The sequence below is a fragment of the Paenibacillus sp. FSL H7-0690 genome (assembly GCF_037980415.1).
GTDB classification, from domain to species: Bacteria; Bacillota; Bacilli; order Paenibacillales; family Paenibacillaceae; genus Paenibacillus_AQ; species Paenibacillus_AQ odorifer.
This window is the reverse complement of the sequence record NZ_CP150281.1, coordinates 1,298,023-1,323,346: the sequence shown is the minus strand read 5'-3', so window position 1 is coordinate 1,323,346 and position 25,324 is coordinate 1,298,023. Positions and strand designations below refer to the sequence as shown.

Annotated in this window: 24 protein-coding genes; 5 read left to right on the top strand and 19 right to left on the bottom strand. The window is 44.6% G+C overall.

Features of this window, described 5'->3' with window-relative positions:
• Positions 1 to 130: 130 nt before the first annotated feature.
• Positions 131 to 625 carry a DinB family protein gene (locus MHI32_RS05825; protein WP_036686798.1) on the bottom strand — a complete coding sequence of 165 codons (495 nt, stop codon included), beginning with the start codon at positions 623 to 625 and terminating at the stop codon, positions 131 to 133.
• A gap of 220 nt (positions 626 to 845) precedes the next feature.
• On the opposite strand from MHI32_RS05825, the gene MHI32_RS05820 reads away from it, so the two are divergent.
• Complete coding sequence (locus MHI32_RS05820; RefSeq protein WP_076305362.1) at positions 846 to 1,409, top strand: CGNR zinc finger domain-containing protein; 564 nt, start codon at positions 846 to 848, stop codon at positions 1,407 to 1,409.
• Between the two features lie 310 nt (positions 1,410 to 1,719).
• Here MHI32_RS05820 and MHI32_RS05815 read toward each other — a convergent pair whose 3' ends face one another.
• From MHI32_RS05815 to MHI32_RS05805, 3 genes are all read right to left on the bottom strand, one after another.
• Positions 1,720 to 2,247: a GNAT family N-acetyltransferase gene (locus tag MHI32_RS05815; protein ID WP_339189918.1), complete on the bottom strand. Its 528-nt coding sequence runs from the start codon at positions 2,245 to 2,247 to the stop codon at positions 1,720 to 1,722.
• A gap of 61 nt (positions 2,248 to 2,308) precedes the next feature.
• Positions 2,309 to 2,794 (bottom strand): hypothetical protein, encoded by a 486-nt coding sequence (locus tag MHI32_RS05810; RefSeq protein WP_076129525.1) that lies wholly within the window; start codon positions 2,792 to 2,794, stop codon positions 2,309 to 2,311.
• Between the two features lie 61 nt (positions 2,795 to 2,855).
• On the bottom strand, positions 2,856 to 4,835 hold the full coding sequence (locus MHI32_RS05805) for a translation factor GTPase family protein (RefSeq protein ID WP_339189915.1): 1,980 nt from the start codon (positions 4,833 to 4,835) through the stop codon (positions 2,856 to 2,858).
• A 187-nt stretch (positions 4,836 to 5,022) separates the two neighbouring features.
• Here MHI32_RS05805 and MHI32_RS05800 point away from each other — a divergent pair, with 187 nt between their 5' ends.
• Both MHI32_RS05800 and MHI32_RS05795 read left to right on the top strand, forming a co-directional pair.
• Positions 5,023 to 5,814 carry an SDR family NAD(P)-dependent oxidoreductase gene (locus MHI32_RS05800; protein ID WP_076220605.1) on the top strand — a complete coding sequence of 264 codons (792 nt, stop codon included), beginning with the start codon at positions 5,023 to 5,025 and terminating at the stop codon, positions 5,812 to 5,814.
• Between the two features lie 85 nt (positions 5,815 to 5,899).
• Positions 5,900 to 6,871, top strand: coding sequence for an S-layer homology domain-containing protein (locus MHI32_RS05795; RefSeq protein WP_076187528.1), 972 nt, complete (start codon positions 5,900 to 5,902; stop codon positions 6,869 to 6,871).
• Between the two features lie 1,567 nt (positions 6,872 to 8,438).
• Here the strand turns inward: MHI32_RS05795 and MHI32_RS05790 are convergent.
• Positions 8,439 to 9,245: a hypothetical protein gene (locus MHI32_RS05790; protein ID WP_340012015.1), complete on the bottom strand. Its 807-nt coding sequence runs from the start codon at positions 9,243 to 9,245 to the stop codon at positions 8,439 to 8,441.
• Positions 9,246 to 9,414: 169 nt separating this feature from the next.
• Between MHI32_RS05790 and MHI32_RS05785 the strand changes: the two genes are divergently transcribed.
• Positions 9,415 to 10,470 carry a GIY-YIG nuclease family protein gene (locus MHI32_RS05785; protein WP_340012014.1) on the top strand — a complete coding sequence of 352 codons (1,056 nt, stop codon included), beginning with the start codon at positions 9,415 to 9,417 and terminating at the stop codon, positions 10,468 to 10,470.
• 42 nt (positions 10,471 to 10,512) lie between these two features.
• Here the strand turns inward: MHI32_RS05785 and MHI32_RS05780 are convergent, their stop codons facing one another.
• From MHI32_RS05780 to MHI32_RS05715, 14 genes are all read right to left on the bottom strand, one after another.
• Positions 10,513 to 10,854, bottom strand: coding sequence for a hypothetical protein (locus MHI32_RS05780; protein WP_340012013.1), 342 nt, complete (start codon positions 10,852 to 10,854; stop codon positions 10,513 to 10,515).
• 184 nt (positions 10,855 to 11,038) lie between these two features.
• Positions 11,039 to 13,267, bottom strand: coding sequence for a Tex family protein (locus tag MHI32_RS05775; RefSeq protein WP_076280193.1), 2,229 nt, complete (start codon positions 13,265 to 13,267; stop codon positions 11,039 to 11,041).
• A gap of 172 nt (positions 13,268 to 13,439) precedes the next feature.
• Positions 13,440 to 14,639, bottom strand: a complete 1,200-nt coding sequence (locus tag MHI32_RS05770) for an MFS transporter (protein ID WP_076100052.1) — start codon at positions 14,637 to 14,639, stop codon at positions 13,440 to 13,442.
• Positions 14,640 to 14,811: 172 nt separating this feature from the next.
• Positions 14,812 to 15,420, bottom strand: coding sequence for a TetR/AcrR family transcriptional regulator (locus tag MHI32_RS05765; protein WP_081383506.1), 609 nt, complete (start codon positions 15,418 to 15,420; stop codon positions 14,812 to 14,814).
• 156 nt (positions 15,421 to 15,576) lie between these two features.
• Positions 15,577 to 15,927, bottom strand: coding sequence for a type II toxin-antitoxin system PemK/MazF family toxin (locus MHI32_RS05760; protein WP_036686777.1), 351 nt, complete (start codon positions 15,925 to 15,927; stop codon positions 15,577 to 15,579).
• A 3-nt stretch (positions 15,928 to 15,930) separates the two neighbouring features.
• A complete protein-coding gene (locus MHI32_RS05755; RefSeq protein WP_025698676.1) occupies positions 15,931 to 16,212 on the bottom strand; it encodes a CopG family ribbon-helix-helix protein in 282 nt (93 codons plus the stop codon).
• Positions 16,213 to 16,427: 215 nt separating this feature from the next.
• A complete protein-coding gene (gene alr, locus MHI32_RS05750) occupies positions 16,428 to 17,609 on the bottom strand; it encodes an alanine racemase (protein WP_036686775.1) in 1,182 nt (393 codons plus the stop codon).
• A 188-nt stretch (positions 17,610 to 17,797) separates the two neighbouring features.
• Positions 17,798 to 18,883 carry an outer membrane lipoprotein carrier protein LolA gene (locus MHI32_RS05745; RefSeq protein ID WP_076129533.1) on the bottom strand — a complete coding sequence of 362 codons (1,086 nt, stop codon included), beginning with the start codon at positions 18,881 to 18,883 and terminating at the stop codon, positions 17,798 to 17,800.
• Between the two features lie 206 nt (positions 18,884 to 19,089).
• Complete coding sequence (locus MHI32_RS05740; RefSeq protein ID WP_076129534.1) at positions 19,090 to 19,263, bottom strand: aspartyl-phosphate phosphatase Spo0E family protein; 174 nt, start codon at positions 19,261 to 19,263, stop codon at positions 19,090 to 19,092.
• 147 nt (positions 19,264 to 19,410) lie between these two features.
• Positions 19,411 to 20,796, bottom strand: a complete 1,386-nt coding sequence (locus MHI32_RS05735) for a helix-turn-helix transcriptional regulator (protein ID WP_076194858.1) — start codon at positions 20,794 to 20,796, stop codon at positions 19,411 to 19,413.
• Between the two features lie 255 nt (positions 20,797 to 21,051).
• A complete protein-coding gene (locus MHI32_RS05730) occupies positions 21,052 to 21,810 on the bottom strand; it encodes a DUF3600 domain-containing protein (protein WP_076129536.1) in 759 nt (252 codons plus the stop codon).
• On the bottom strand, positions 21,797 to 22,384 hold the full coding sequence (locus MHI32_RS05725; RefSeq protein WP_339189903.1) for a sigma-70 family RNA polymerase sigma factor: 588 nt from the start codon (positions 22,382 to 22,384) through the stop codon (positions 21,797 to 21,799). The genes MHI32_RS05730 and MHI32_RS05725 overlap by 14 nt, the downstream gene beginning before the upstream one ends.
• Before the next feature lie 613 nt (positions 22,385 to 22,997).
• On the bottom strand, positions 22,998 to 23,960 hold the full coding sequence (locus tag MHI32_RS05720; protein ID WP_339189901.1) for a DUF4367 domain-containing protein: 963 nt from the start codon (positions 23,958 to 23,960) through the stop codon (positions 22,998 to 23,000).
• On the bottom strand, positions 23,957 to 24,523 hold the full coding sequence (locus MHI32_RS05715; protein WP_076129539.1) for a sigma-70 family RNA polymerase sigma factor: 567 nt from the start codon (positions 24,521 to 24,523) through the stop codon (positions 23,957 to 23,959). The genes MHI32_RS05720 and MHI32_RS05715 overlap by 4 nt, the downstream gene beginning before the upstream one ends.
• Positions 24,524 to 24,741: 218 nt before the next feature.
• Here MHI32_RS05715 and MHI32_RS05710 point away from each other — a divergent pair, with 218 nt between their 5' ends.
• A complete protein-coding gene (locus MHI32_RS05710; RefSeq protein WP_076129540.1) occupies positions 24,742 to 25,161 on the top strand; it encodes a MarR family transcriptional regulator in 420 nt (139 codons plus the stop codon).
• Positions 25,162 to 25,324: the final 163 nt, after the last annotated feature.

Here is a 25,324-nt window from a genome sequence, read left to right as displayed (position 1 = left end):
ATCAACCAAAAAAAACAATATAGAATATATACTCGTGCCTACCAGAGTTGCACACAAAAAAACCGTACCTCCGCTGACCCGGGTATACCGGAATAGCAGTGTACGGCTTGTATTTTTAAATGTGGAGGTTCTAATTAAAACTACGGTTGGACACCCATGAACCCTGCAATTTACGCAGCATAATAATTTGTCCAGTATGGTAAGAATCGTGTAGGATAAGGCTCATTACCTCTTCCCCTGGCGCATGACCCGAACCGCCCCAATCATACGCGCCTTCTTCCAACGCTTCAATGATTTCTCTAAGAGCAGCATGCACGTCCTTCAGGTCTGCAACGGCTTTCGCCCATGCTTCTTCTCCTTCAGCTGTTACAGTAAAGGTATCATCGTTGCTTTCAGCATCGGGTTGTTTGGGCAACCCTTTTAGCTTTCGCAGCAAACGCACCTTATAATAAGTTAGATGGTTAACCGTTTCCCAGATAGAATTGGCCGCCCCACCCTCTGGCTTCCAGAGAGCCTGTTTGCTATCCACACCTTCCAGCGCATCGCTAAGCGGCGGAGCCCAATCCTCGATATCCATGCAATAATCCCAATTTTGGAGCAAGACCTCACTGATTTTATTTTGCATGTTCAACCTCCTAAAAATTTGTGTAAACATAAACTTCATGGTGTAGCTTCAAAAAGAACTACTTCAAAGCGAACTAATATGTAACGACTTAAACCATAATATAGTGGTTACAAAAGAAATGTAGCATATTTCCAGATTGTATTCAAGTAACTAGCTAAACTTATTTTTAACTGTTACAATGATTTGTAATGAGCGTTGAATCGGAAAGGATGAACAGACCGTGTTGTGGGAGGATTTCATTAACAGCTACTGGCGGGATTGGCGAACAGGAGATAAGAATAAAGATCGGGACAGGCTCGATGAAGAAGAATGGGTTTTTAAATGGCTGAAGGAGTATTCTCTTTTAGAAACACAGATGCCGAACACGATAGAAATGGCGCAGCTTAAAAAGCTTCGCTCACTACTATGGAACTGGGTACAGGCTATTGTGCAAGGAAACACGGTGTATGGAGAAATGCTTGAACAGCTCAATATCTATTTGGACAAGGGTCCTGTTACACGGCGAATTGTGTGGAAAGGCGACGAGCAAGCGGAAATAAAGCTGTTGCCACTTCATAGCGGTTGGGAGCAGGTGATGGCGGAGATTGCGGCGTCTTTTGCCGAGGCATTGCTTGAAAAAGAACCCACAAGATTCCGCATCTGCGAGAATCCCGATTGCCTCTGGGTCTATTATGATGATACACGCAACCGCTCCAAGCGGTACTGCGATGACAAAGCTTGTGGCAACCTTATGAAGGTGCGGCGCTTCCGGGCGCGGAAGAAGGCTGAGTCTGAGGGGGAATAGGCGGTTGTAGCAACGATACTCCGGTTTGTGGTGGCTTGCTACGACAGATTATGGGCAAGTGGAAAAAGGCTGGCATAGCTTAATGAACTCGTAAAATAACTGCATTTCATACACTTATTCCGCATCCAAAGGGGATCATCAAGACTTTAATTGTATTTTGTACACTTAAAAACTAGAAAATGTGCCCATAGAGTAATAAATCACAAAAATAGGTGTACGAAATACAGTTATATCCTTTGGCGGGTTATTTGTGGGATTATAGTTGTACAAAATACAGTTAAAAGCTTCTGCACATCGCTCTCCTTGGCTCTTAACCCCCAACAACCCCAATATCCCTCCACCCGATCATGATCTCTTCAACAATCTCATTCCCAATCTTCACTTCTTTTGTCGCAACAGATTGTCCACCCACTTTGTGGTAGAAATGAATCGCGGGATTTCCTGTTACCACCCAAGTCATGAACGAGCTATAATTTTTCTCCAATAAATTCTGTGCTACGCTTCTTATGAGTTGCCTTCCAAGACCCTTTCCTTGCTGTTCCTTAAGCAAATAGAGTGCATATAGCTCCGCATCATAGAGATCAGAGAGATCTGACCCTCTTCGCGTTCCTCCATTTGCAAAACCAATAATCGTCCCAGCCCCATCTTCGGCCACATACATAACCTCGTCTTTATTGGGGTTTTCAAAATTCCGAATCCAGAGCTTTCTTCTTGCTTCCACTGTGATTTTATCGAGAAACTCGTCCGAAATTAGCCCTCTGTACGTGGTTTTCCAACTCGCAGCGTGGACAAAAGCGATCCCGTCTATATCACTAGCTGTTGCTTCTCTAATCTTCAATTTATTTCCCCCTCAGATTTCCGATAAAAGCTTCAGCTAGTCCAAGATTGACAGTACTTGCTTATGAATAGTAACTATTTAAGGATTCTCTAAAGACATTAATGGGCTCTTTATAATCAATAGGTTTATATATAATAGTGTTCAACCACTTATTCCTCTCAAGCAAGCTGAAATCACTTTGAGCTACCGAATTGTATAGTGTTATTTCATTCATTGTTCCAAGTACACTTTTATTATTTGTACGGGATATAGTGATTTCTCCGGCCTCTAGTAAATACTGATTTATGAGCTGCTTCTTAAAACCCTCCTGCAATAAATACTCCTTAAGTTCTATTCTGAACTTTTCAACCAATTTATCAGCTTGACCGCTTCTTATTCCATCCAATAATATACATAACCGGCTTGCATCATGTACAAATAAAATATGTTTTTTTCTGAGTTGCATAATATTCACATGCCAACTAAAAAAGGAGGAGATGTCTTCTACTTCTACTGGAGCTACTTTCATATCTTTTAATAATTTCTGAGTATATCTTAGTACTAACATCGCTGACACGCTCCTTTGTCTTCACCCTGCCTATTAGTCTCAATAGTCCTTCTACCTCAATTTACCCTTGCAGTGCCTTTCGCACGCTTAATATATATTTCGCCTGATCAAGTGGGTTCACGCCCCGGCGGGTGCGCTCAGCAGATACGTCTGGTGGACATTCTTCATAGCCGGCAAAAAAAGAAGTAAACGTGCTGCGCCCCTTCGTGTAGGAGCTTAAGCTGACAGGATAATCGAGTGACGTTGCCAGCGGCAGACGTCCTTCGATAATCATCCGTTCGCCTTGCAGCACGGGAGGCTCGAACGTGCCGCGCATCTGCACGAGGTCGTTCATCACCCGGCCGCCATTCTCCTCAGGGACCACGATGCGAACCTGCAGAATCGGCTCCAGAAGCTTAGTGCCTACCCGAGCGAGTCCGTTCATAATTCCCATCGGAGTCGCCACAGCAAAATCCAGCGGATGGGTATGCCATACATGATGCTGTCCCTCGGTCAAGGTCACTTTAAGGTCGGTAACCTCCCAGCCATACAAACCCTGCTGCAAGGCTTCCGGTACACGAAGTGCGGTTTCGCTCTGGTATTGCGGCAACAGATCGGAACTCCGCACTATCGAATCATAGACTAAACCACTGCCCGGAGGTCCAGGCTCAATCTGAAAGCGTAGAATCGCCCAGCACGGTTTCGGCATCGTGTAAGCGATAAAACCTTCGCCGGCACGGGCTGGCGTTTCTTTATAAATGACAGAAGGCTGACCGAAGGTCACCTTCAGCGCATATCGCTCCTCTAGAACACTGTTCAGAATCTCCAGCTGAATCGGTCCCATTACTTTGATATGCAGCTCCCGCTCATCCTGCAGCCACTGTGCATCCAAAAGCGGATCTTCATCCGCCAGCTCCTGCAGCGCCCCGATAACCTTATGGTCATCCATATCTGGTTCCCAGAATACACGCACTGTTAGCAGCGGTACAGCCAGCTTCGCCTCCTCCGGAATGGCCCCCGGATGGCCGAGCACATCTCCGATGCGCACCCCGGAAAGACCATAGATAACAGCAATATCTCCCGCTTCAAGCGCTCCAACATCCTCGGTCCGACCACCTTCGACCTTGCGGATCTGGGTCACTTTCCCCTGAATATCCTGCGTATAATTCAACAGCGTATCGCGGTTACGGATCGTCCCTTCATAAAGGCGGACAAACGCCATCCGTCCCATACTTTTATCACGTTGAATATTGTATACGATGCCTGACACCGGACCCTCCACATTCCCACCAGCGCGCGGAAAATACTCAACCATCGCATCCAGCAAGGCATTAATCCCAAGCCCCTTGGCGGCGACGCCATAAACCATCGGAAAAAAGCGACCTGATGAGGAGGCTGTTTTCATATATTTTTTCCATTCAGCCAAATCAATCGGACTACCTGACATATACTTCTCCAACAGCTCTTCGTCCCGTTCAGCTAAAGCCTCTAATAATTCTGTTCGCTTGTTAGCATCAGCTTCATTCTCCCATAAATCTCTTGCTCCTATGTACTCCTTCTCTTTGCCGATGGGTTGCTGAACTGGAATGATATCACTAGACAAATAATTTCGCGCCTCTGCCAGCACAGCTTCAGGGTCAGCACCTACACGATCCATTTTGTTCACAAAAATAAGTGTGGGGATTCCCAGCTTGCGCAGCGCGTTCCAGATCATCTCGCTTTGGGCCTGCACACCCTCCACGGCTGAAAGAACAAGCACCGCACAATCCATCACCCGCAAAGACCGCTCAACTTCGGACAGAAAATCGACGTGCCCCGGGGTATCGACCAGATTAATCTGCACACCTTTCCAAGCAAAAGAAGCCAATGCCGCCCGTACGGAGATCCCCCGCTGCCGCTCCACATCCATAGAATCCGTCAATGCCGTCCCCGTATCTACGCTGCCAAGCGCTCGAATGCGACCGCTTTCATACAAAATATGCTCCGTTGTTGTTGTCTTCCCGGCGTCCACATGGGCAAATATCCCCACATTAATCCGTTCTGTTCCCTGCTGCTGAATCATCTATAGTTCCCCTATCATGAGCTAGATTTATCTAAATTTATCTGAATTTTTATTATTTACATCCTTATGTTCCATAGTAATATATCCATCCACGTTGTTCCACCCTCCAGTTCAAATGGTTAGATTCAGCTATGCCGGGTATGTAATTACTAATATAAGAAATTTAACGCCGAGGAGGAAATTCATCATGACAGATAAACGTTTACAGGATAAAGTTGCAGTGGTTACAGGTGCTGGTTCCGGTATTGGAAAAGCTACAGCGATACGGTTTGCCCAACAGGGAGCTAAGGTATATATGCTTGACCGCACTCCCGAGGATTCCTATGAAACTAAACGTGAGATTGAATCTATTGGCGGTACAGCAACAGTAATTGAATGCGATGTCTCCAATCCAGGTCTGGTCGAAGAAAGTATTCGTAAGGTTGGGGAGGCGGCCCAGAAGATTGATATTATTTTTGCCAATGCTGGCATTAATGGTACATGGTCTCCCATCGAAACACTAGAAATCGAAGATTGGGACCAGACACTGAATACCAACCTACGCAGCACCTTTGCCACAGTAAAATACGCCATCCCCCACATGAAAGAAAATGGCGGCAGCATCATTATCACCAGCTCCATTAACGGCAACCGAGTATTCTCGAACATTGGCGCTTCCGCTTACTCATCTTCCAAGGCAGGACAAGTTGCTTTTATGAAAATGGCTGCCCTAGAGCTGGCGCAATACGGCATCCGTGTAAATGCCATCTGTCCTGGATCAATCGATACACAAATTGGAGATAATACGTATAAAAGCGATGATCTTCAAGAAGTGAAGATTCCTGTGGAATTTCCGGAAGGTAATCATCCGCTGGAAAATGCACCGGGTAAGCCTGAGCAGGTTGCCAATCTGGTATTATTTCTCGCATCGGATGAATCTTTTCATGTGACGGGAACTGAAATTTATGTAGATGGTGCCGAATCGCTACTGCGTGGATAATATTTTACTTGAACCGTTATAATATTTTAAATTCTATGCAACATTTTGGTCTAATCTACCATCTAAGAGTATGGAGGTGACGCAAATGAAAAAACCATTATTCATAAATAACGCTAAAAAAATGACTATAGCCTGCGGCATTTTGGCAGCGAGTGTGTCTTTTGGGGCATCCGCTTTTGCTTTTTCAGATTTGAAAGGTGATCCTGCGGAAGCAAAAATCAACTCTTTGCATAAAGAGGGGATTATAAACGGAGTAGACAAAGATAAGTTTGCTCCTAAATCTAAAGTAAGCTTTGCGCAAGGGATACAATTCATCGTTGGGGGTCTGAATCTGACTCCGCAACCAGCGGCAGGTAGTAGTTCTTCCAAAGCCAGTGATTATTTTGATAAAGTGAACGACAAGGCCTGGTATGCTTCGGCTTTCCTGACTGCCAAGCAAAATGGCCTTTCACTCGACCGGACAGTGGATCCTAATGGAACTATCACCCGTGCTCAGTTCGCGCACTTATTGACGCAAGCGTTGCAAAGTAAAGGTAACTTCCCTGTTACGCTGATGTATGTAGACATTAAGGATGGCGATAAACTCTCTACAGAGGTTATAAATAGTCTCCAGATCCTGCTGAATACACATATTGCCACACTCGATAAGAACGGTAGTTTCCGGCCGAATGATGCTATTACCCGCTCTGAAGCAGCCGCTCTGATCTATGATGCAGCCGCTTTTGCTAAACGTGTAATTGTATCTAATGGCAGTCCCACTACTCCAACCTACGAAACAGAGGTTACGTTGACCAAAGCGGGTGAAGGCGTAAATAAAGCCACCCTTACCGTTAATAATCTACCTAACCCCGGGTATGGGCTGGTGATTGAGCGAATCGAATTTGGTAAAGACAATACAGCTGTGATTTACTTTAACGTGACTGCTCCTGAACCAGGGAAAATGTACGCGCAGGTGATCACAAAAGCATCTGTTGCCACTTATCTGCCAGATGGATACAAAGCTATCGCTCAACCTGTAACTGGCTCCGCCTCTTATTCGTCTAGCGCGGCACAATAATATAAATTGAACTTGAGGGTTTTAGAGTTAAGGGTCAGTCGCAGCTGCGGTGAATATTTGGATTTCCAGCTGCCGTTTATGACGGCTGAGATACGGAGAAGCTTATGCTTACGAAGATGGCTTTCCTGTGGAAAGCTATAGGGAGGGCATTATCACTCTTACAGTTCTAAAGTTCCCCTTCGCCTCTCTTCCCTTTCCTCAGGTATCTAAGTTCATTTTTATAAGCAAATAAGGGATGCCTCAAAAGCCATCATATGGCTGCTGAAGCATCCCTTGTTTGTTGTTCCTTCGCCCTTTATCCCAACTCCAAACTCCAAACTCCGAATGATAAGGTAACGGATGCAGCCGCTATCGAACTACATAATTGCTATTGTCTTAAAAAACATCCCATATGGGCCTATTTCTAACGAATAGCTGCACTGGGCCCGAACTGTGCTCCAATCGCAATAAATTTACAAATAACGTCGCTGGGTTCGCAAGCTAACTCAGGCTCAGAAATGCTGATTACTTGGCAGTGATGATTATCAAACTACGAGCGATTAAGTCATTTTTGTGTGCATGAAGCTACTAGACGGGGATGAACATCAGACTTCGAGCGATTAGATCATATTTGTGTGCATGAAGCTACTTGATGGGGATGAACATCAAACTTCGAGCGATTAGGTCATTTTTGTGTGCATGAAGCTACTTGATGGGGATGAACATCAAACTTCCAGGGATTAGATCATTTTTGTGTGCAAGAGGCTACTTGACGGGGATGAACATCAAACTTCGAGCGATTAGATCATATTTGCACGGACGTAGCTTCTATCGGACCCAGATGACCTTATTCGCAGAAAAATGCCAATTTCACGATACTATCGGACTCCACCGTCGCTATTGGCACAAAAAGCACCATAGATATGCCTTTTTCTAATGAATAGCTGCACTGGAGTCCGAAACTATGCCCTAATCGCTAAAAACACGCGAATAGCGTCATCTAGGTCCGTAAGGCTCATCCTGTATCAACGAATATGAAAATCCGCTGAAGCAGGTACCCAAAAACAAGATACAGATCAGCGATGTTCCAATGTTTGCGGTATGCGAACGTAGCAGATGGTGTGCAACCGCTAGGTGCAACAGTTAGGTGTGTAGGAGTTAGGTATGCAGTAACTAGGTGTGCATCAGTTAGGTGTGCAGCAACTAGGTGTGCAACAGAAGGATTTGCAGCGGATGGGGTTGCAGTAGCTATCGGACCCAGATGACCTTATTCGCAGTATAATCGCACATTTGGACTACTAAAGGACTCCATCGTCGCTATTGGCACAAAAAGCACCATAGATATGCCTTTTTCTAATGAATAGCTGCACTGGAGTCCGAAACTATGCCCTAATCGCTAAAAACACGCGAATAGCGTCATCTGGGTCCGTAAGGATCAGCGTATACCAACGGACGTGAATAATTAGTTGAAGCAGGCAAACAGCGTCCATAATAGCGCCATCTGAGTCCGTAAGCTAAGGCGTCCATAATAGCATCATCTGGGTCGGTAAGCTAAGGCGTCCATAATAGCGCCATCTGGGTCCGTAAGCTAAGGCGTCCATTGATCATGAATAATGCCGACTAATGCATGGTCTTCTCCGATCTTTTCGAAGACTAGGCGCAGGCTGCGCCAATCCATACCCTCGACAGAAGGATCGATACCAGCAATATGATATTCAACGAAATCATATTGCTCCTTAGGATACACTTCGTTTAAGTTATTGATCGTCGTCCCTTGCCCAAGCCCCTTGTTCACAGCAATTTCGGCCTTCTGAATGAAGTCCGCATCATAAACAAACCGCTTGTAGTAATCTGCGAATGTCAGCTCGATTAAATCACCGGAGCCAGCAAATGTTCGCCAGACTCTTTTGGTAGAGTCATTCATTAATCCTTCTACTTCCTCCCGGGTGAATACAAGATCATTTTTTGTATCCACGTATGCATATGGAGAGAAACGTAGCCCTTTATCCCGATGTACCCATGCCGCTAATTGCTTCATATCCTTGTTTTTAATTGACCTTATAACCGTCGTCGCTGCTTCCTCAACTGATGGCGGTAATCCCTCTAGATCCTGCGGCTGCCCCGTACTTGATGTCTCAGTCTCCTGTGGTGATTCCGTAGTAACCGCTGACTGTGCAGTTGATGTCTGCTCTGGCGTCTGCTTTTGTGTCTGCTCTGGCTTCTGCTTTTCCGTCTGCTCTGGTGTCTGCTCTGGCTTCTGCTTTTCCGTCTGCTCTTGTGACTGCTCAGGCGTCTGCTTCGGCTCCGTCCCTGCTTCTGGCGTTCCGCTACATGCTGTAAGCCATAACATTGCTGCTATCAGCGCCAGCCCACCGATTTTTTTTGCGAAGTACATAAGATCCCTCCTTAGCTTCGATCCTTCACTCTTTAGACTGATTTGAACAAATGAAGGTTGCAAGCTTATACTAAAACTATCAATCATACAACTCTTATGAGAGGGCGGGGTTACCATTCATTTAACAGAAAAACTTAAAAGCCTTCCCCTAACTCCCGGCGTTTATCTCATGAAGGATAATCTCGGTCATATTATATATGTTGGCAAGGCAAAACAGTTAAAACGGAGAGTCCAATCTTATTTTCAAAACTCAAAATCTCATTCCCCAAAGGTTAAGCAGCTTGTAAGAAATATTAAAGATCTGGAAATCATCCTTACGGATACCGAATTCGAAGCCTTTATGCTGGAATGCAAATTAATTAAAGAGATCAAACCCATGTACAATAAAAAAATGAAAAATCCGCAGGCTTATACCTATATCGTAATAGGAGCGGATGAAAAAATACGTTCGTTAGAGATTACGTATGATCCTGCGGTCAAAGAAGGCACTCAGGTTTTGGGTCCCTATACAAGCAGAAGCACGGTTGAACGGGCAGTACAAGGCATTAAAGAAAGCTCAAAAATCCTTTGCAGCAACCCTAGCTTTAAAAATTCCCTATGCCTAAACCATTCGCTTGGCCTATGCATAGGGATGTGTGCAGGCGGAGATGCCGCTGTTCAATATAATAAAATTATTGATCGGGTCATTGGCTTACTAAACGGCTCAGATTCCAGCATCCTCGAGGAAATGGAGCAGCGGATGGCAGTGGCCGCGGAGCACTATGACTTCGAAACCGCCGCCAAATACAGGGACTATATTGGAGCTGTCAGCTTCCTGATTCACAAAGAGAAGGTCATCGAATTCGCTCAAGAGAATCAGAATATTGCAGTTCTTGAGGCCATGAATGAACAGACGCTTAAACTCATTCTGCTCAAGGGCAACCGTATCCTGTCCCATACCAAGCTACAATATGATCAACCGGATATCACCCACCTGCAAGCGGCAATAAAGTCAGCGATTATGACCACTTTTCACAGTGAACCCAATCAGACCCCGGCAGCGATCGGCCGCCATGAAATTGACGAAGCACAAATAATATACAGCTATTTAAAAAGCAGCTCCTGCAGCTATATCATCATTCAAGAGGATTGGCTTGCAGCTGAGCAACGTTCCAATATGGAGGCTTCGGTAAATGAGCTGTTGCAGATTTTTTTAAATGCGGTTCCTTCTCATTCCTATAATTAAAAAGATTTCGTAACTGCGGTAAATGTTTGGACTTCCGGCTGATTATAGTAAACGGCGGCCTGCCTTTGCAGGCTGCGTTTTTCGGTTTTGCTTCTTCAACAATCTTTTATAGCGTTTCTGAGTGTAAAGCACCTCACCCGCCTCCATTACCGTTTCCTTCGCCTCATTAACAACCAGCTTAGTTTCCTCCACACATTCCTTCATACGATTGATCTCCGATTTGAATCCCTCAGATCTGTCCTTCGCCTGCTCCAACGTGATCTGAATGTTTCCCTTCATCTCATCTATAGGTTCTTTCAACCCCTCTACTGATTGCTTAACTCCGTCAAGGGATTGCTTCAGGCCATTCACACTATTTTTTAATTCTTTCAATGGATTTCCCACATCTATCTCCTCCTAGTAATAAGCCATTAGTTCAACTGTTACTCTAAACTTACCCAAAGAGTGCACGTCCTTCACTTCTATAATGACAAAAAGGGTTCCAGCTGAAAATAATTAACAAGAAGCCAGTCCCCAATAATGGAGACTGGCTTCTTGTTGTCGTTCTTTGAGGATCCCTGCGATCTGTCTACTTTACGCTTCCCGCCTCAACACGCGGCGGACGCATCGTCAAGCTGACCCGGCCCTTCTTCAGGTCAACCCCCATCACCCAGACGGTGACATTGTCTCCTACGGAGACAACGTCCATCGGGTGCTTCACAAAGCTGCCGCTGAGCTGGGAAATATGCACCAGCCCATCGTTTTTGATGCCGATATCGACGAATGCGCCGAAATCGATAACATTGCGGACGGTTCCCTGCATTTCCATGCCAGGAATCAGGTCCTCGATCTTCAGCACATCAGTGCGGAAGATCGGCAGCGGCAGCTCCTCGCGCGGATCGCGGCCCGGACGCTGCAAGCTCTCCAGGATGTCGCGCAGCGTAGGCACGCCGACATCCAGCTTCACAGCCAGCTCCTCGGCATTTTGCACCTCAAGCTGTGAGGCCACTTCTTTGCTGCCAAGCTTATTCACATCGAGGCTTAGCTCACGGAACAAACGATCCACCACCGGATAGGACTCGGGGTGAATAGGCGTGCGGTCCAAGGTGTTGTCTCCACCTGGAATCCGCAGGAAGCCGATACATTGCTCATAGGACTTGGCACCTAGACGAGGTACCTTTTGCAGCTGCTTCCGAGTCGTGAACTTGCCGTTCTCTTCCCGGAATTTAACGATATTCTTAGCAATTGTTCCATTAACTCCTGCCACATAAGAAAGCAAGGCAGGAGATGCCGTGTTCACATCCACGCCAACATGGTTTACCGCTGATTCCACGACGGCTTTAAGACTCTCCTCCAGATGCTTTTGGGAGACGTCATGCTGGTACTGTCCCACACCAATAGCTTTCGGATCGATTTTCACCAGCTCCGCCAGCGGGTCTTGCACACGACGGGCGATAGAAGCCGCGCTGCGCTCCGCTACATCCAGATCCGGGAATTCCTCCTGCGCCAGCTTGGAAGCCGAATAGACACTCGCTCCCGCTTCATTAACGATCAGGTACGCCAGCTCTGGATTGCCAATCTCGGCAATCACTTCTGCTGTAAACTGCTCCGTTTCACGCGAGCCTGTACCATTGCCGATTACGATGAGCTGAATGCCGTACTTAGCAATCAACTCTTTGAACTTAGCAGCAGCTTCGAGCTTCTTGTTGTTCGGCGGCGTCGGATAGGTCACAGCTACCTCTAGCAGCTTACCTGTATCGTCTACAACAGCCAGCTTACAGCCAGTACGGTATGCAGGGTCAACACCCAGCACACAACGTCCCTTCACTGGCGGTTGCAGCAGAAGGCTACGTAGATTGCCAGAGAAGATCGAAATCGCCTGGTTCTCCCCACGTTCGGTCATCTCTCCACGAACTTCACGCTCTACAGAAGGAGCAATCAAACGTTTGTAGGCATCCTCAGTCACTGCTTCCAGCAGTTCCTTCACCGGGGATGGCCCTTTAATGATCTTCCGTGCGATATAGGCATGAATTTTATCAGTGACGACCTCAATGCCTACCTTTAATATATTTTCACGCTCACCACGGTTAATTGCTAGGATGCGGTGAGGTGGCATTTTGTGTACAGGTTCACGGTAACTATAGTAATTTTCGTATACAGATTCTTGTTCTGCATCCTTTGCTTCAGACACAAGAATACCTTGACTTGCTGTATACTGGCGAACCCAAGAGCGGATCGCAGGATCATCTGCTATGTTCTCGGCAATGATATCCAGTGCGCCTTGCAGCGCTTGGTCTGCGCTCTCTACTCCCTTTTCCACATCAATATATTTCGATGCTTCAGTCTGTGGATCCCCTTGTCTTTGCTGCTCCAAGATCCAGTTAGCAAGCGGCTCAAGTCCTTTTTCCTTCGCAACACTAGCCCGCGTCTTACGCTTTTGCTTGAAGGGACGATACAAGTCCTCTACTTCCTGAAGCTTGACCGCATTGATAATTTGCTCATGAAGCTCTTTGGTCAGCTTACCCTGCTCTTCAATATTGCGTATAACGTCTTTTTTACGTTCGCCTAGATTGCGAAGATAACCCAGCCGTTCTTCAATATCACGAAGCGCATTCTCGTCCAGCTCACCCGTCATTTCCTTCCGATATCTGGCGATGAACGGAATGGTATTTCCCTCATCCAGCAGTCCTACCGTAGTGCGTACCTGTTTCAGACTAATGTTCAATTCCTTGGCAATCGCTACGGTTATCAATTCCTGCTCCCGCTGTGCGTTTGCCTCATCCGTAATGACTTCCGTATTGCTGTTATCTACCGCCATTAGTATCCCTCTTCCCGTACACAATCTGCTTATACATATCTTGATCTCATAATTAAAATAGTATCACAGATTCGGCTCTGCACCAAAGACCAGCCCGAATAGCGCGCTTTGTACTGAACCGCTGTGCGATAAAGCGAGGCATGGTAGAGTGGTCAGAGCCCGGATTCGGCGATTACGCCCGCTGTCCCATTCCCCGTTTTCCGGAACTCAGTGACAATACAAAACACAAAGCCAGAACGAGCGCGGCTGCCCCATATGGGAAGTTAATACTAAGATCAAACAAATACCCTGCGACGATAGGCCCAGCAATATTTCCGAGACTTGTATAAGCTGAGTTCATTCCCGCTACGAAACCTTGCTGCGATTCTCCGGCCATCTTGGAAAGCTGTGTGCCTACTGCTGGACGCAGAATATCCATTGCAAAGAACACAATAAAGGTAACCGTAATAATCGCCCAAAAGCCGCTTACAAACAAGGTCAGCAGAATAAACAATGATGAGACTATAAGACAAGTGGAGATCACCTTGTTCTCCCCGAATTTATTCAAGATCCAGCCAAACGCGGACACCTGCACCACCGCACCTGCAATAGAACCAAAGGTAATTACAAAAGCGATATCCTTAGGCGTAAAGCCAAATTTATGGTCCACGAACAATCCGAACACCGTTTCATAATTAGCCAGCCCAAAAGCCATAACAAATACAATAATTAAGCCGAAAAAATACGGTTCGCGATAAGAACGCATCAGCTGCGTCAAGAAGCTTTCCTGATTATTTTTTGATAACGTCGCTTCCTTACGTTTCTCTTCAGATAGAGACTCAGGCAAAATTAAAACTGTAATTAGAGCTGCAACTCCAGCTGCACCCGCTGCACAGAAAAAGGGTACCCGCATTCCAAGCTCAGCAAGATAACCTCCAATCCCAGGACCAATAATAAAGCCGGTGGTAATGGCTGCATTAATTAGCCCCATTCCTTTAGCTCTCTCTTCAAAAGAAGTCGTGTCCGCTACATAAGCCATAACTGCCGGCATAATTAAAGCAGCTCCTGCACCACCAAGCAATCTCGAAACGAACAAGAGCCAAGGTACATTGGCCAGACCAAAAATCAGCTCCGATATCGCAAACACGATCAAACCTGCTACAATCACCTTTTTTCTACCGATTCTGTCGGATAATCTGCCGGCAAATGGCGATATTAATAATTGGGCAAGCGAGAAGGAGGCGACCAAGAGCCCGACAGTACTTCCGCTGATCCCAAGCTCATTCATGTAGGTTGGCATTATTGGGACTACTAGCCCAATTCCAGTAAAAGCCAGAAAAATATTAAGCATAACAAGCAGCATAGCGCCTCTGTTTCTAAGTAACAATGACATTGTATTAACCCTCCGTGTGTTTAAAGCCAAAACTTCGAATATTATGCATGTTAAGACCGACCATCCGGTCTAAATAATATTAAAAAAATAACCCTTCCTATTCCGGTGCCTTTGAGAAGCTTCAGCCTTCATGTTCCTGAATGTAAAGCTTCTTTTCATGCCCCTCGTTATCTTACCCCGTACGGATCCCTTGTAATAATAAATTTACTGCTTCCCGGTAATATTTTTTTATATCCTCCTGGGTCTTCTCATGAATCGAGAATTCAGAAACTCTTCCAATCCCTTCAAGCATGCCACTCACGATGATTACATAGTTCTCTAAGTCGCCCTTTACCAAATATCCCGTTTCAATACCTTCCTTCAAAAGATCACGACAAGCATGTGAGGCTGCTTCATAAAGAAGTGAAAGCCGCTTGCTAATCTCTTCCGGGTGGCATCTGCTTCTGGAGAATTCCTCGAGCGCATGAATCAATGGATTCTGAAAATCATTTGCGTAGTGTTCGGCTAACGCATAAAATCGTTCTTCGATCCCTACAATTTCCTGTTTCTTATCATCCCACGCTTGCAGCCACTCTAACGTATCCACTTCCACTACAAATAGAAAAAGCTCATCCTTGCTCGGAAAATGGTGATACAGACTGCCTTTACTGACATTCGAGGCTACACAAACTTCATTCATAGTTACGGCAGCATAACCCTTTTGTACAAACAACTGCGTGGCCTTGCGCACAATTCTTTTTTTAGTTTCTTCTCCGTCTGAGCGTCCTTTGATTCTAAGCACCTCCTAAACCGACCGTACGGTCTAATAATATCAGATCATTTTCAAAAAGTGAAGACCTAACGATTCTTTATTTACTATACGCAAAAACGCACATTAAAAGACGCCCGGATTCGTACCCGAGCGCCAATCTCATGAGTTATCTATAACCTAGGGTGATTAAAAATCAATCAGACCAAGGCTGATTTGCAGCGATTCATCCACCTTTTTCATCGTTTCATCATCAAGGTGGGTGATCTTGTCAGTTAAGCGTTGTTTGTCAATCGTCCTAACCTGTTCCAGCAAAATAACAGAATCTCTGTCAAAGCCATGAGCAGCTGCGTCAATTTCCACATGTGTAGGTAACTTAGCCTTCTGGATTTGGGCTGTGATTGCAGCCACAATTACCGTCGGGCTAAAGCGATTGCCAATATCGTTCTGGATGACCAGAACTGGCCTTACTCCGCCTTGTTCAGAACCTACAACCGGCGAAAGATCAGCAAAAAAAACATCGCCACGTTTAACGATCAATGTCTACACCCCGCTTACTAAGCGGCCAAGAGTGCTGTCTGCATCTTCCTCCGCGAGGAAAGCCTCGCATGCCATGGTCAAGTTGATCTTAGCCATTTCCATGTAGCCGCGCTGCATGGACTCCCGGATGGAACGTTTCCTCCGTTCGCTCAAGTACAGCTTCATGGCCTGCCTAATCAATTCACTCCGGTTGGAATTCTCCAATTGAACAATTCCGTCCACTTCCTGCAAGAGATGATCGGGCAAGCTGATCATGATTCTTTTGGTGTTCTGCAAATTAGCCACCTTCTCTTCCACCCCCACAAACCTTCTGCCCTTGTGTTCCAGTGTTACAATATACAAGGAATTTTATACAAGGAATATATGCCGCCAGTATATCAAGTATGCTGCATCCCATTATAAACTAGAAATGGTGGTTCGTATAGGCTTTTAGTCACATCTCCTAATACGATACAATTCCTTCTATTTTCTCCCTTGTATAACATCACTGTCAAGAACTTTCAGTTTGTGAGCAGAGCATTTACTAATTTAGGAAGTGTGCCTTCACTTATATAAACGCGGGGCACCCGATGAGCCAACATGCAGATAACCTCGTAGTGAATTGTTCCAAGCTGGAGAGCCAACTCGTCTGCCGTGATCATCACGTCAGCTTGACGGCCGATGAGAACAACTTCTTCGCCTGCTTTAATTTGTTCCGCTTCTGCAGCGAAAGATTTGAGTGATACCATACACTGATCCATGCAGATTGTTCCGACGACAGGAACGCGGCGTCCACGTATTAGCACCTCCGCTTTGCCAGTTAGCATGCGGGAATATCCATCTGCGTACCCCACAGGTAGCGTTGCAATAATCTCCTCGCTCTCTGTGATGTACCTAGTGCCGTAACTGACGCCCCAATCGGCAGGCAGGCTTTTGACATATACAACCTGCGTCTTCAGCGTCAATACCGGACGTAGTTCTACCAGTTGACGGTTCACCTCTGTGGAGGGATAAAATCCGTACAAGCTGATGCCTACACGCACCATGTTGCTGGATAAATAAGGTGAATCAATGGCCGTAGCGCTATTGCCCGTATGTATGATCGGGATCTGAATGTTCTGCTCCCGCAGCGTTTCCGCCACGCTCATGAACCGTCGATGCTGTTCCAGTGTATAGCTTTTGTCTTGTTCGTCTGCCTTGGCAAAATGGGTAAACATACCCTCCAGCTCCGCCTGCGCAACAGACTGCACTTCAGAGATAAATGCAGGTGCGTCAGCTGGTAAAAGACCCAGTCGTCCCATCCCGCTATCAATCTTGATATGCACCTTCAGCCGATGTTCCGGATCTATAGGAAGCTGTCTTATAGCCTCCAGTACCTCCGGTGTGAACAGTGTTACAGTTACATGGTTCTCCCAGGCAACGGCTATTCCTTCTGGGGAAGTGTAGCCAAGCACCAGTATAGGAATCAGTATTCCCGCCTGACGCAGCTCCAATGCTTCATCCAAAAAAGCCACACTAACATAATCTGCTCCGAGTCTTTCCAGCTCCCGTGTCACTTCCACTGCTCCATGGCCGTACGCATTTCCTTTGACGCATCCCATAAACTTTGTCTCTGCCGGCAAGTAGCGGCGAAAGGCTTCGTAATTGGCACGCAAATCATCCAGATTAATTTCGGCTACTGTCGGTCGATAGCTTGCTTGCACTTCAAGTCACCTTCTTACGTTGTAGTAAAACGTCATTGCTGCATTGCATTAATCATTGTCTTAGTACCAATGGTAATGCTACAGAAGGTGGCTGTCAATGTGTGCTGGAGCCCCGGCAAATAAAGAAAAGCGGATACTACGTTGTAGAGGAAAGAATCCCACAAAACGCAGTATCCGCCTACTTTTTATTATTTACCCGATTGTGCCTCCATAGAAGCGGCAATTTGCATCATTTCATTAGCAGGAAGATTGGCACTTGTAATTCGGTACTCTACTCCCTCAGACATCCAAGTCAATGTCTGCTGCTCATCCCCACTCAGAACTCCCCATGTAAAACCAAGGTCTTTCAGGGTTCCAGGCGCCAGTGCTACCGCACGGTCCAGTGGACGGGATTCCATAATAGTGTACTGATAAATCCCATCATATCGGATGAGAACAGCATGGTCTTTGTTGCCCTCCAATTTATGCGAGTCCTTAAACTCTACACCAGCTGGAATATAATCAGGTTCAATGATCCCAAAGTCTCCAAGCTCTGCAGCCACTGGTTGCTCAGCCGGTTCTTGGCCTTCAGGAGCTGTAATTGGATTACCATTCTCATCAACCTCAGCTACTGTGCTCTCTGCGGACTTACCCGAGGCCATGTTCTTTTCCATATCAAAAGAATCCTTGGTGAAATCCGTATCGAATTTGAAGGTGTCAAACTTCACGTTTACAACTACCTTCGCTTCAGAATCCGAGACTTGAACCTGTTTAGGTTCATAAGTCTTTTTATCAAGCCAAATCTTTTGTCGTACAAGGGCATTGCTTTGATAATTCGCGGCTACCTCGAACACATAGTTATCCCCATCTTCCACAAATTGGCGATTATTATCCGAAACTATGCCACGAACCAACGTCTGATACAGATAGACCTGCCCTTGATCATCCGGCCAATCGCTTTGGAAGCGGAAGCTCTTATTCATACTTGGTGTGAGTACGAATACTCCCTCATCATTACGAAGTACGATCTGCGTAATATCCTTCTGAACATTTGCCAAGCTGATCCGGTAGTAGGAAGGATTCTTGTACCATACCTCTACCTTATACTCCTGCGGCTGTTCCCCGGTATACAGGGTCATTGTGCCAGAACCTTGGTACGTTCCCTGCTTACTTTCCAACTTGTCAGCCACATTGTTCAAATCCTTGACTACGGAAGCGGCATCCTTCTTCCCGCACCCCGTCATCACCAGGGCCACGCTCATAATGATCGCGAGTACCCATGTTATCCGGCGCATGACATCATCCCCTTAACCTGTTTTGAATGCATTGATTAGTACATGTCTATGAGGGACTTGGCCGCAATATGCAGACGGGCATGACAAGCGTGCAGCATTGATTTATTTTATGAGCTCCAACAAGCCAAAAAGCCCGCGCACAGCGCTGGCTCTATACTTCATCAGAAGTTGCAATATCATTATGTAGGGTGTTTTAACCATTCTCTTCAATTCTCGTTATCACTATGTACTGCTTTATTGTACTGATTAATTAATTCATCTAATCTCATGGACTGTCTGATCACATTTGGATGCGAAAGCCCTCCATGTTGCCTCTCCATCAAATAAAGTTTGTTTCTAGCACCCTCTATTCTCTTTTGGATAATTTCCTGATCATTCATTAACACTACCTCCCTAATGAAATATTCTAGAGGTATATGTCAAATTCTTAATTTTACATTGAAGTGCATTACTAGAATTCAAAAAAAGCGATTCCAGATTTAATCAGGGAACTCTCTTGATTGATATCTTCTATGAAACTATCACTACTAAGCACTGTCAATAACAAAGCAATTTTTCTTTTCATTGATTCTAAGCAGATTCTGGTACTCTTTCTGCGTTTCTAAAGATGCAATATGCCGAAGCTGCTCAAACATTCCGACACACTTAATTATACATGATTCGTTATTAATCCTTACAGAATTCTCTAAACTATCCATTATATATTTTATACTAAGCTCATATTTTCCTCTTCTTATATAATACAATGCTATTTCAGCCATAAAAAAAGTGTATCTGTCTTCGATAATTTGTCGATTATAACATTTAAGATTTCGCTGCTGATCTCTAAAATCTGATATTTCTGGCTCAAACCGCTGAAGAATATCATCCACATTAAAATCATAGTGGTTGGCTGCCTGAAGGATTTTGAACAGGCCTGGAAGAAATTCTTCTTTTCTATCTTCAATATAGGTCACATATTCCGGAAGCATTGCTGCATCACCTTTTAAAATTTTCAGCAAAAAAATATTAGCCTGCGCCCAACCCATACATTGATTCATGAGTTGCAAAGCTTCCTCCGTATCCTCACGAATCCAGCTCATGTCCATGTAAAGGTTGATATAATGCAATGCTCTATCATAATCTCCAAGCTCTCTGTAAACTACTGAACGTAACACATAAGAATATAAAATATATGAAAATAAGGGCATTGCAGGTTCCTTTTGTACCCCGTTTTTTCTGGCTCGCTCATTATTATAATTATATTGAATGGATGCTTTTTTGCCCAATTCCTTAGTCATTACCATTACCTTATCCCAATGCCTCAAAGCGCTATATGTATTCGCCAGAACCTTCAGTGCGTCAAGCTGATCAACTTCATCAAGCCGATTTACAAAGCCCTCAAACTGCACCGCTGCCCGCAAATTCACATCCTGATCGCCCCCTAGAGCAATCGTAAACAATCTGTATTGGCAAAAAGCCAGCCGCTCTGAATGCTGATACTTCTCACTCTCCGCCACACTCCGGTATAACAACGCTGCAGCTTCATATTTCCCTTGTGCAAAGAAATCTTCTGCTGTATCAAACAACGGGTGTGTATAAGATAGGCTGTCCATCATGATTCCAATCACCCGGCTTATACATTCCAGCTTATCTAGTTCAGCACAGCGATATAGAAAAGGTCGAAGACGTCTCCAATTGGGATTGGAATGTATAAAACACTCCTCCACATACATATCGTAAAAGCAGCCTTCCTCTAATCCCATACCTTTTGTAATCCGATCTAATTGCTGCATGGCTATAGGACGATTCCCATTCATAATGTTGCTAATCGTGCCTGAATTTACTTTAGATACCTCTGCGAATTGATTAATTGTTATTCCATTCTTCTTGAGGTAGTCCGCCAGTTCTGCACGAATGGTCATCTGCTTCATGATCAAAGCCACCTTTCGCCATCATGATTCATATATAGATCAATAGTATTTAAATAATAATATGTCTAATTATTCCAGTGGTCAAATACTTTTTTTGACTCAATTGATTATACATTTATTCAATTAGTGATGTATAAAATACAAATTAGCCGAATGTAAAAAACCACCAGAACACAAGGTGTATTAGACCTTTTCTGGTGGCTTTTCTAATGCTACTTCTATCCATCGTTATTCAATACATGCATTTAAATTCAACTAAGAACTAGGTTTAATCATCATGTCCAGCTTATTTATATAAGGGCCGAGCGCTTCAATTAACTTCTCTTGGTTTTGTATCTCCTCTTTCGAAAGCCGATCCATATGAACACTTCCATCTGCATCAAATACCTTGGCATCATAGCTTTGCAACTCATTTATTAATTGTTCGATCTCCGCAAACTCTTCTTTAGTAAGCCTCTGTTCTGCTTTTTCCAGCAAGCCATCCCAGAAAGTATCACGATCAACGACAGCCGACTTTGCCTTAGGGATTTCCGTTTCATTCATTTTCTCAAAATAAGGTTTAAGCTCAACCTGTAAATCGTTATATGCCTTTTGATCCTTCGCACTTAACTGTTCCAGGTGAAAGACTCCTTCAGCATCGGCCATTTGCAGATTGTAAGCTCCCAATTCCTCTAGTAATGACATCAATTTTGTGAATTCCTCTTCGTTAAAACTTTGCTTTGCGCTCTGCAGTTTGGCTTCAAGCCTGTCATATTGTTGCTGGGTTACTCCAATCGTAGCAGCAGTTGCTTGTGAGCCATACAGGGTATCCGCCAAATAATTATATCCGGCATATGCTCCAGTAGGAATTAATAATGCAGCCGCCAAAATGCTTGCTACAAGCCATTTTTTCATTCGTCTTCCCCCTAACCTAGTCTCGGTCTGATTTAGTATTTGCTCCTTCAGTTCCGGTGGGGCACTTAGATTTCTCGCCTCTTCCTGCAGAACTGTCCGTAACTCTTCATTGAAATTCATGCAGGTCCTCCACCTTTCCCTTAAAAAGAGTATGATTTTCTGGCTTCTGACGAAGCTTATGCAGTGCAGCATGAATACGGGATTTCACCGTACCCAGAGGGATACCCAGTATCGCGGCACTTTCTTCCTGTGAATATTCATTTAAATAGTGCAGAATAATCACCTGCTTCAGCTTAAATGGAAGACGATCAACACTTGCTAGTAAACGGCGGTTAGCTAACCTGTCCACAACATCACTAGTGAAATCAGGTTCCATCCTTAGACCAGTCTGCTCTACTTTTTTGACCATTCGGAGATGCGTCCATCTCTTTCTTCGATAGGCATGAATTTGCCGCATAACCAGCCCCATAAGCCAAGGCCTAAAAGGACGATTGACGTCAAATTGCTCAAGCGACCGGTGCATCTGAATATAAATCTCCTGAACAACATCATCCACATCGGAGGTTTCGCGAACGAGAAAATGAACGGTCTGATACACATCCCGAATCGTTGCTTCATATAGTTCACTGTACGCTTCACGGCTGCCGGCTACCGTTAGCGCAATGAGCTGAGAATATTCATTTGGATGTTTCATCCCTCTCAATCCCTCCTTCGGTCTTACACTATGTATTGGTAAATAGAGAATAAATCGTTCGATTTATTTTAAAAAAACAACCAGGCAGCGATTTTCCGGTTATTGGAGAATCGCTGCCTGGTGTTTTTACTCTGCAACGGCTTATTGGAGTAGATGAAGTCGGCGGAGGCTGATCTTCAGCTTTGCTTGAGCAGATTATGCGCAGGTGGAAGCTGATCTTCAGCTTTGCTTGAGCAGATTATGCGCGGTGGAAGCTGATCTTCAGCTTTTCACACCAGCTTTGGCCGGACCCTGCCGAAATCTATGAGATAACTGCATTCTGTACACTTATTCCGTATGCAAAAGGGTTTACTCTGATTTTAAGTGTATTCTATACAACTAAAAAGCAGAGAAATCTCCTATAGTGGTGTAAATCGTGAAAATAAGTGTACGAAATACAATTATATCCATCGAAGCGTTGTTTCGCAGAAATATAGTTGTACGAAGTACAGCTATATTCTCCCAATCGTTGTTTGCATGTGCCCTCAATAAAGCGAAAAAGGGGAGATCCATATGGATCATCCCCTTACCCGTTATACTCGAATAGTAACCACCTATCTTACTAAAAAATCAGTCAGCGGATAGACTCAGCAACTTTGATCAAATCATTCTTGTCCAAGCTAGCTGATGTTACACCGTATAACACTCCATTGGCTTCCCAGTCCAACCCTTTTCCATTAACCAATACAGCATCAACTCCGTTAATCTTCACTTTTTCGATTGTGCCATCCGTCGACATCTCATAAGCCGTTTCGGAATCCGCGTGCCGCTGCTGCATCGAGATGATCTCATCGGTAGCTTCATTAACAAAATATAAATTAATATATTTGCTATGGATCACATCACCATTGCTATCCTTATAAAACTCTGCACGATCAAAGGTATAACCCTCTGGTAAATACGCCGGTAAGCCCACATCAAAAATCGTATATTCGTTTAGCTTGCTAGAATCCCTCTCGATCAGCAATTCCGCTTTCTCTTGATCCCTCTCAGATTGCGTAACCAGTCTGCCGTCTTCCACTCCGACGATTTTTTCCCCGTCAGCATTGTAGATATCACCTGCCTTTTGAGCAGCATCGAGGGTCACAAGCGCATTTCCTTCACTATCAAAAATCTTCCCCTTAAAGTCATCCGGAATCACGTTGGAATCCGCAGAAAATTCTACTTCATGGGCTACAATATGGCCTAAGTTTATCGTTTGCAATACTTTCATTAACAGCTCCTGCGCAAATGACGACTGCACAAAAGTTACACTTAATACGCTAACCACTAGCAAAGTTGCCAGCATAACAGCAGGACGTCTTAATCTATGTTTTGTATGCAATCCTTTCTCCTCCTTTTGGCCGGCATACTTTCTCCGTGCCTTATTCAGAATGGCTGTTTTGTCAGAGCCCTCGCTGAGATCTTTATGGGCCAGAACCCTGCCTAGCTCCAGCAGCTCCTTGTACTCCCCAGCACCCTTTAAATCATTTGCCGCTCCATATATACTTTCATCTAAATCTGCTGAGAACTTCTGCTGTATGTCTTTACTGTTCATAGCTGCTCCACGCTCCCTATTTCAGTCTTCAGCTTTTTCATAGTCCGGTAGAGTATCACACCGATATTGCTCTCCGAAATTCCCGTAACCTGGGCAATCTCTCTATTTCTCAGATTAGCACCAAATTTTAGAGCCACAATATTCCGCTCCTTTGAGCTCAATGTATTCAAGGCTTCGTTAAGCCTTCCACTACGTTCTCCCTGGAGGATCAAGTTTTCCGGATCTTTCCTGCTAGAAACCAGTTCCTTGACGGCATCCAGCGAAAAGAAAATTTTCCTTTTAAAACTCCGGTAATGATCATTGACCACGTTTCTGGCAATGGCGAATAACCATACCTCTAAAGGAGCTTTTTCCTGAGAATAGGTCGATAGTTTCGCCAACGTTTTCTCAAAAACGAGGCTTGTCAGATCCTCAGCCGTATGGAGAGAACTAACCCGGTAAGCGATGTAGTTAAATATTCTTTTATAGTAGGTTTCAAAAATCGTTGTGAACAAAACATCTATGTCAGCATTTTCCTGTATATTCTCTTTTACAAAAGGATGAAGCAATGCGCGCTCATGCATCAATCGAACTCTCCTTTCCCACCACATTTTCACTTAGCTAAGTAAATTCATCAGTTAATACGATACATTTCCAATTTCATTACAAGATATAAAAAAAGAAGAGTTCCAGCGCTAATTTCAGTCTTTCTAACCAAGCTACAGTAACCCGGCAACTTGACAAGCTTATTATAGCTTCTATATATTTTAGTAACTAAAGTAAATTGGAGCGAGGCAATGTTATGAGCACAAAGGAAGAGAAACAAAATGCTATCCATAAGGTCATGGAATCTATGGCAAATGTGCAGCAGAAATCCCAGTTTTTCATTGATATGATCACTAAAAAGGAAACCCTGACTCACAATCAGATCATGCTGCTGTTTCAACTCCGGCTTACCGGAAGCTTGAACATTACTGACATCTCTGAACGCTTCGTGGTTACACCCGGAGCTGCTTCTTCCATGTGCGATAAGCTTGAGGAAGCTGGACTTATTGAACGGGTGCGGACTAAAGAAGACCGCAGAGTTGTCAATATTGTCCTTACAGAACAAGGTGATCAGCGTATCCATACAATATTTGAAGCATTTCCTACCCCTGATCTGAATAAAATCTCCGGAACTTTAGAACAAATAAATAAATTGATGGAACAAATGATGCACTAACAGCCTTCATTTTGCTCCTTATCAGCTATACTCTTTTCTATAAACACTGTCTGTCAGGAAACTGACGGCAGTGTTTTTTTAGCTTTAACTCCCAAATTATTATATTGACTATATATTATAATGAATATATATTTTAATCATTAAAATATATTTCGAAGGACGG

Coding starts and splice junctions, on each gene's coding strand:
- MHI32_RS05795 (WP_076187528.1), top strand. CDS start 5,900: ATGAAAAAACCATTATTCATAAATAACGCTAAAAAAATGACTATAGCC.
- MHI32_RS05735 (WP_076194858.1), bottom strand. CDS start 20,796: ATGAAGCAGATGACCATTCGTGCAGAACTGGCGGACTACCTCAAGAAG.
- MHI32_RS05790 (WP_340012015.1), bottom strand. CDS start 9,245: ATGTACTTCGCAAAAAAAATCGGTGGGCTGGCGCTGATAGCAGCAATG.
- MHI32_RS05745 (WP_076129533.1), bottom strand. CDS start 18,883: ATGCGCCGGATAACATGGGTACTCGCGATCATTATGAGCGTGGCCCTG.
- MHI32_RS05770 (WP_076100052.1), bottom strand. CDS start 14,639: ATGTCATTGTTACTTAGAAACAGAGGCGCTATGCTGCTTGTTATGCTT.
- MHI32_RS05785 (WP_340012014.1), top strand. CDS start 9,415: ATGAAGGATAATCTCGGTCATATTATATATGTTGGCAAGGCAAAACAG.
- MHI32_RS05805 (WP_339189915.1), bottom strand. CDS start 4,835: ATGATTCAGCAGCAGGGAACAGAACGGATTAATGTGGGGATATTTGCC.
- MHI32_RS05715 (WP_076129539.1), bottom strand. CDS start 24,523: ATGCATGAGCGCGCATTGCTTCATCCTTTTGTAAAAGAGAATATACAG.
- MHI32_RS05730 (WP_076129536.1), bottom strand. CDS start 21,810: ATGAATTTCAATGAAGAGTTACGGACAGTTCTGCAGGAAGAGGCGAGA.
- MHI32_RS05800 (WP_076220605.1), top strand. CDS start 5,023: ATGACAGATAAACGTTTACAGGATAAAGTTGCAGTGGTTACAGGTGCT.
- MHI32_RS05810 (WP_076129525.1), bottom strand. CDS start 2,794: ATGTTAGTACTAAGATATACTCAGAAATTATTAAAAGATATGAAAGTA.
- MHI32_RS05725 (WP_339189903.1), bottom strand. CDS start 22,384: ATGAAACATCCAAATGAATATTCTCAGCTCATTGCGCTAACGGTAGCC.
- MHI32_RS05710 (WP_076129540.1), top strand. CDS start 24,742: ATGAGCACAAAGGAAGAGAAACAAAATGCTATCCATAAGGTCATGGAA.
- MHI32_RS05720 (WP_339189901.1), bottom strand. CDS start 23,960: ATGAACAGTAAAGACATACAGCAGAAGTTCTCAGCAGATTTAGATGAA.
- MHI32_RS05825 (WP_036686798.1), bottom strand. CDS start 625: ATGCAAAATAAAATCAGTGAGGTCTTGCTCCAAAATTGGGATTATTGC.
- MHI32_RS05775 (WP_076280193.1), bottom strand. CDS start 13,267: ATGGCGGTAGATAACAGCAATACGGAAGTCATTACGGATGAGGCAAAC.
- MHI32_RS05740 (WP_076129534.1), bottom strand. CDS start 19,263: ATGAATGATCAGGAAATTATCCAAAAGAGAATAGAGGGTGCTAGAAAC.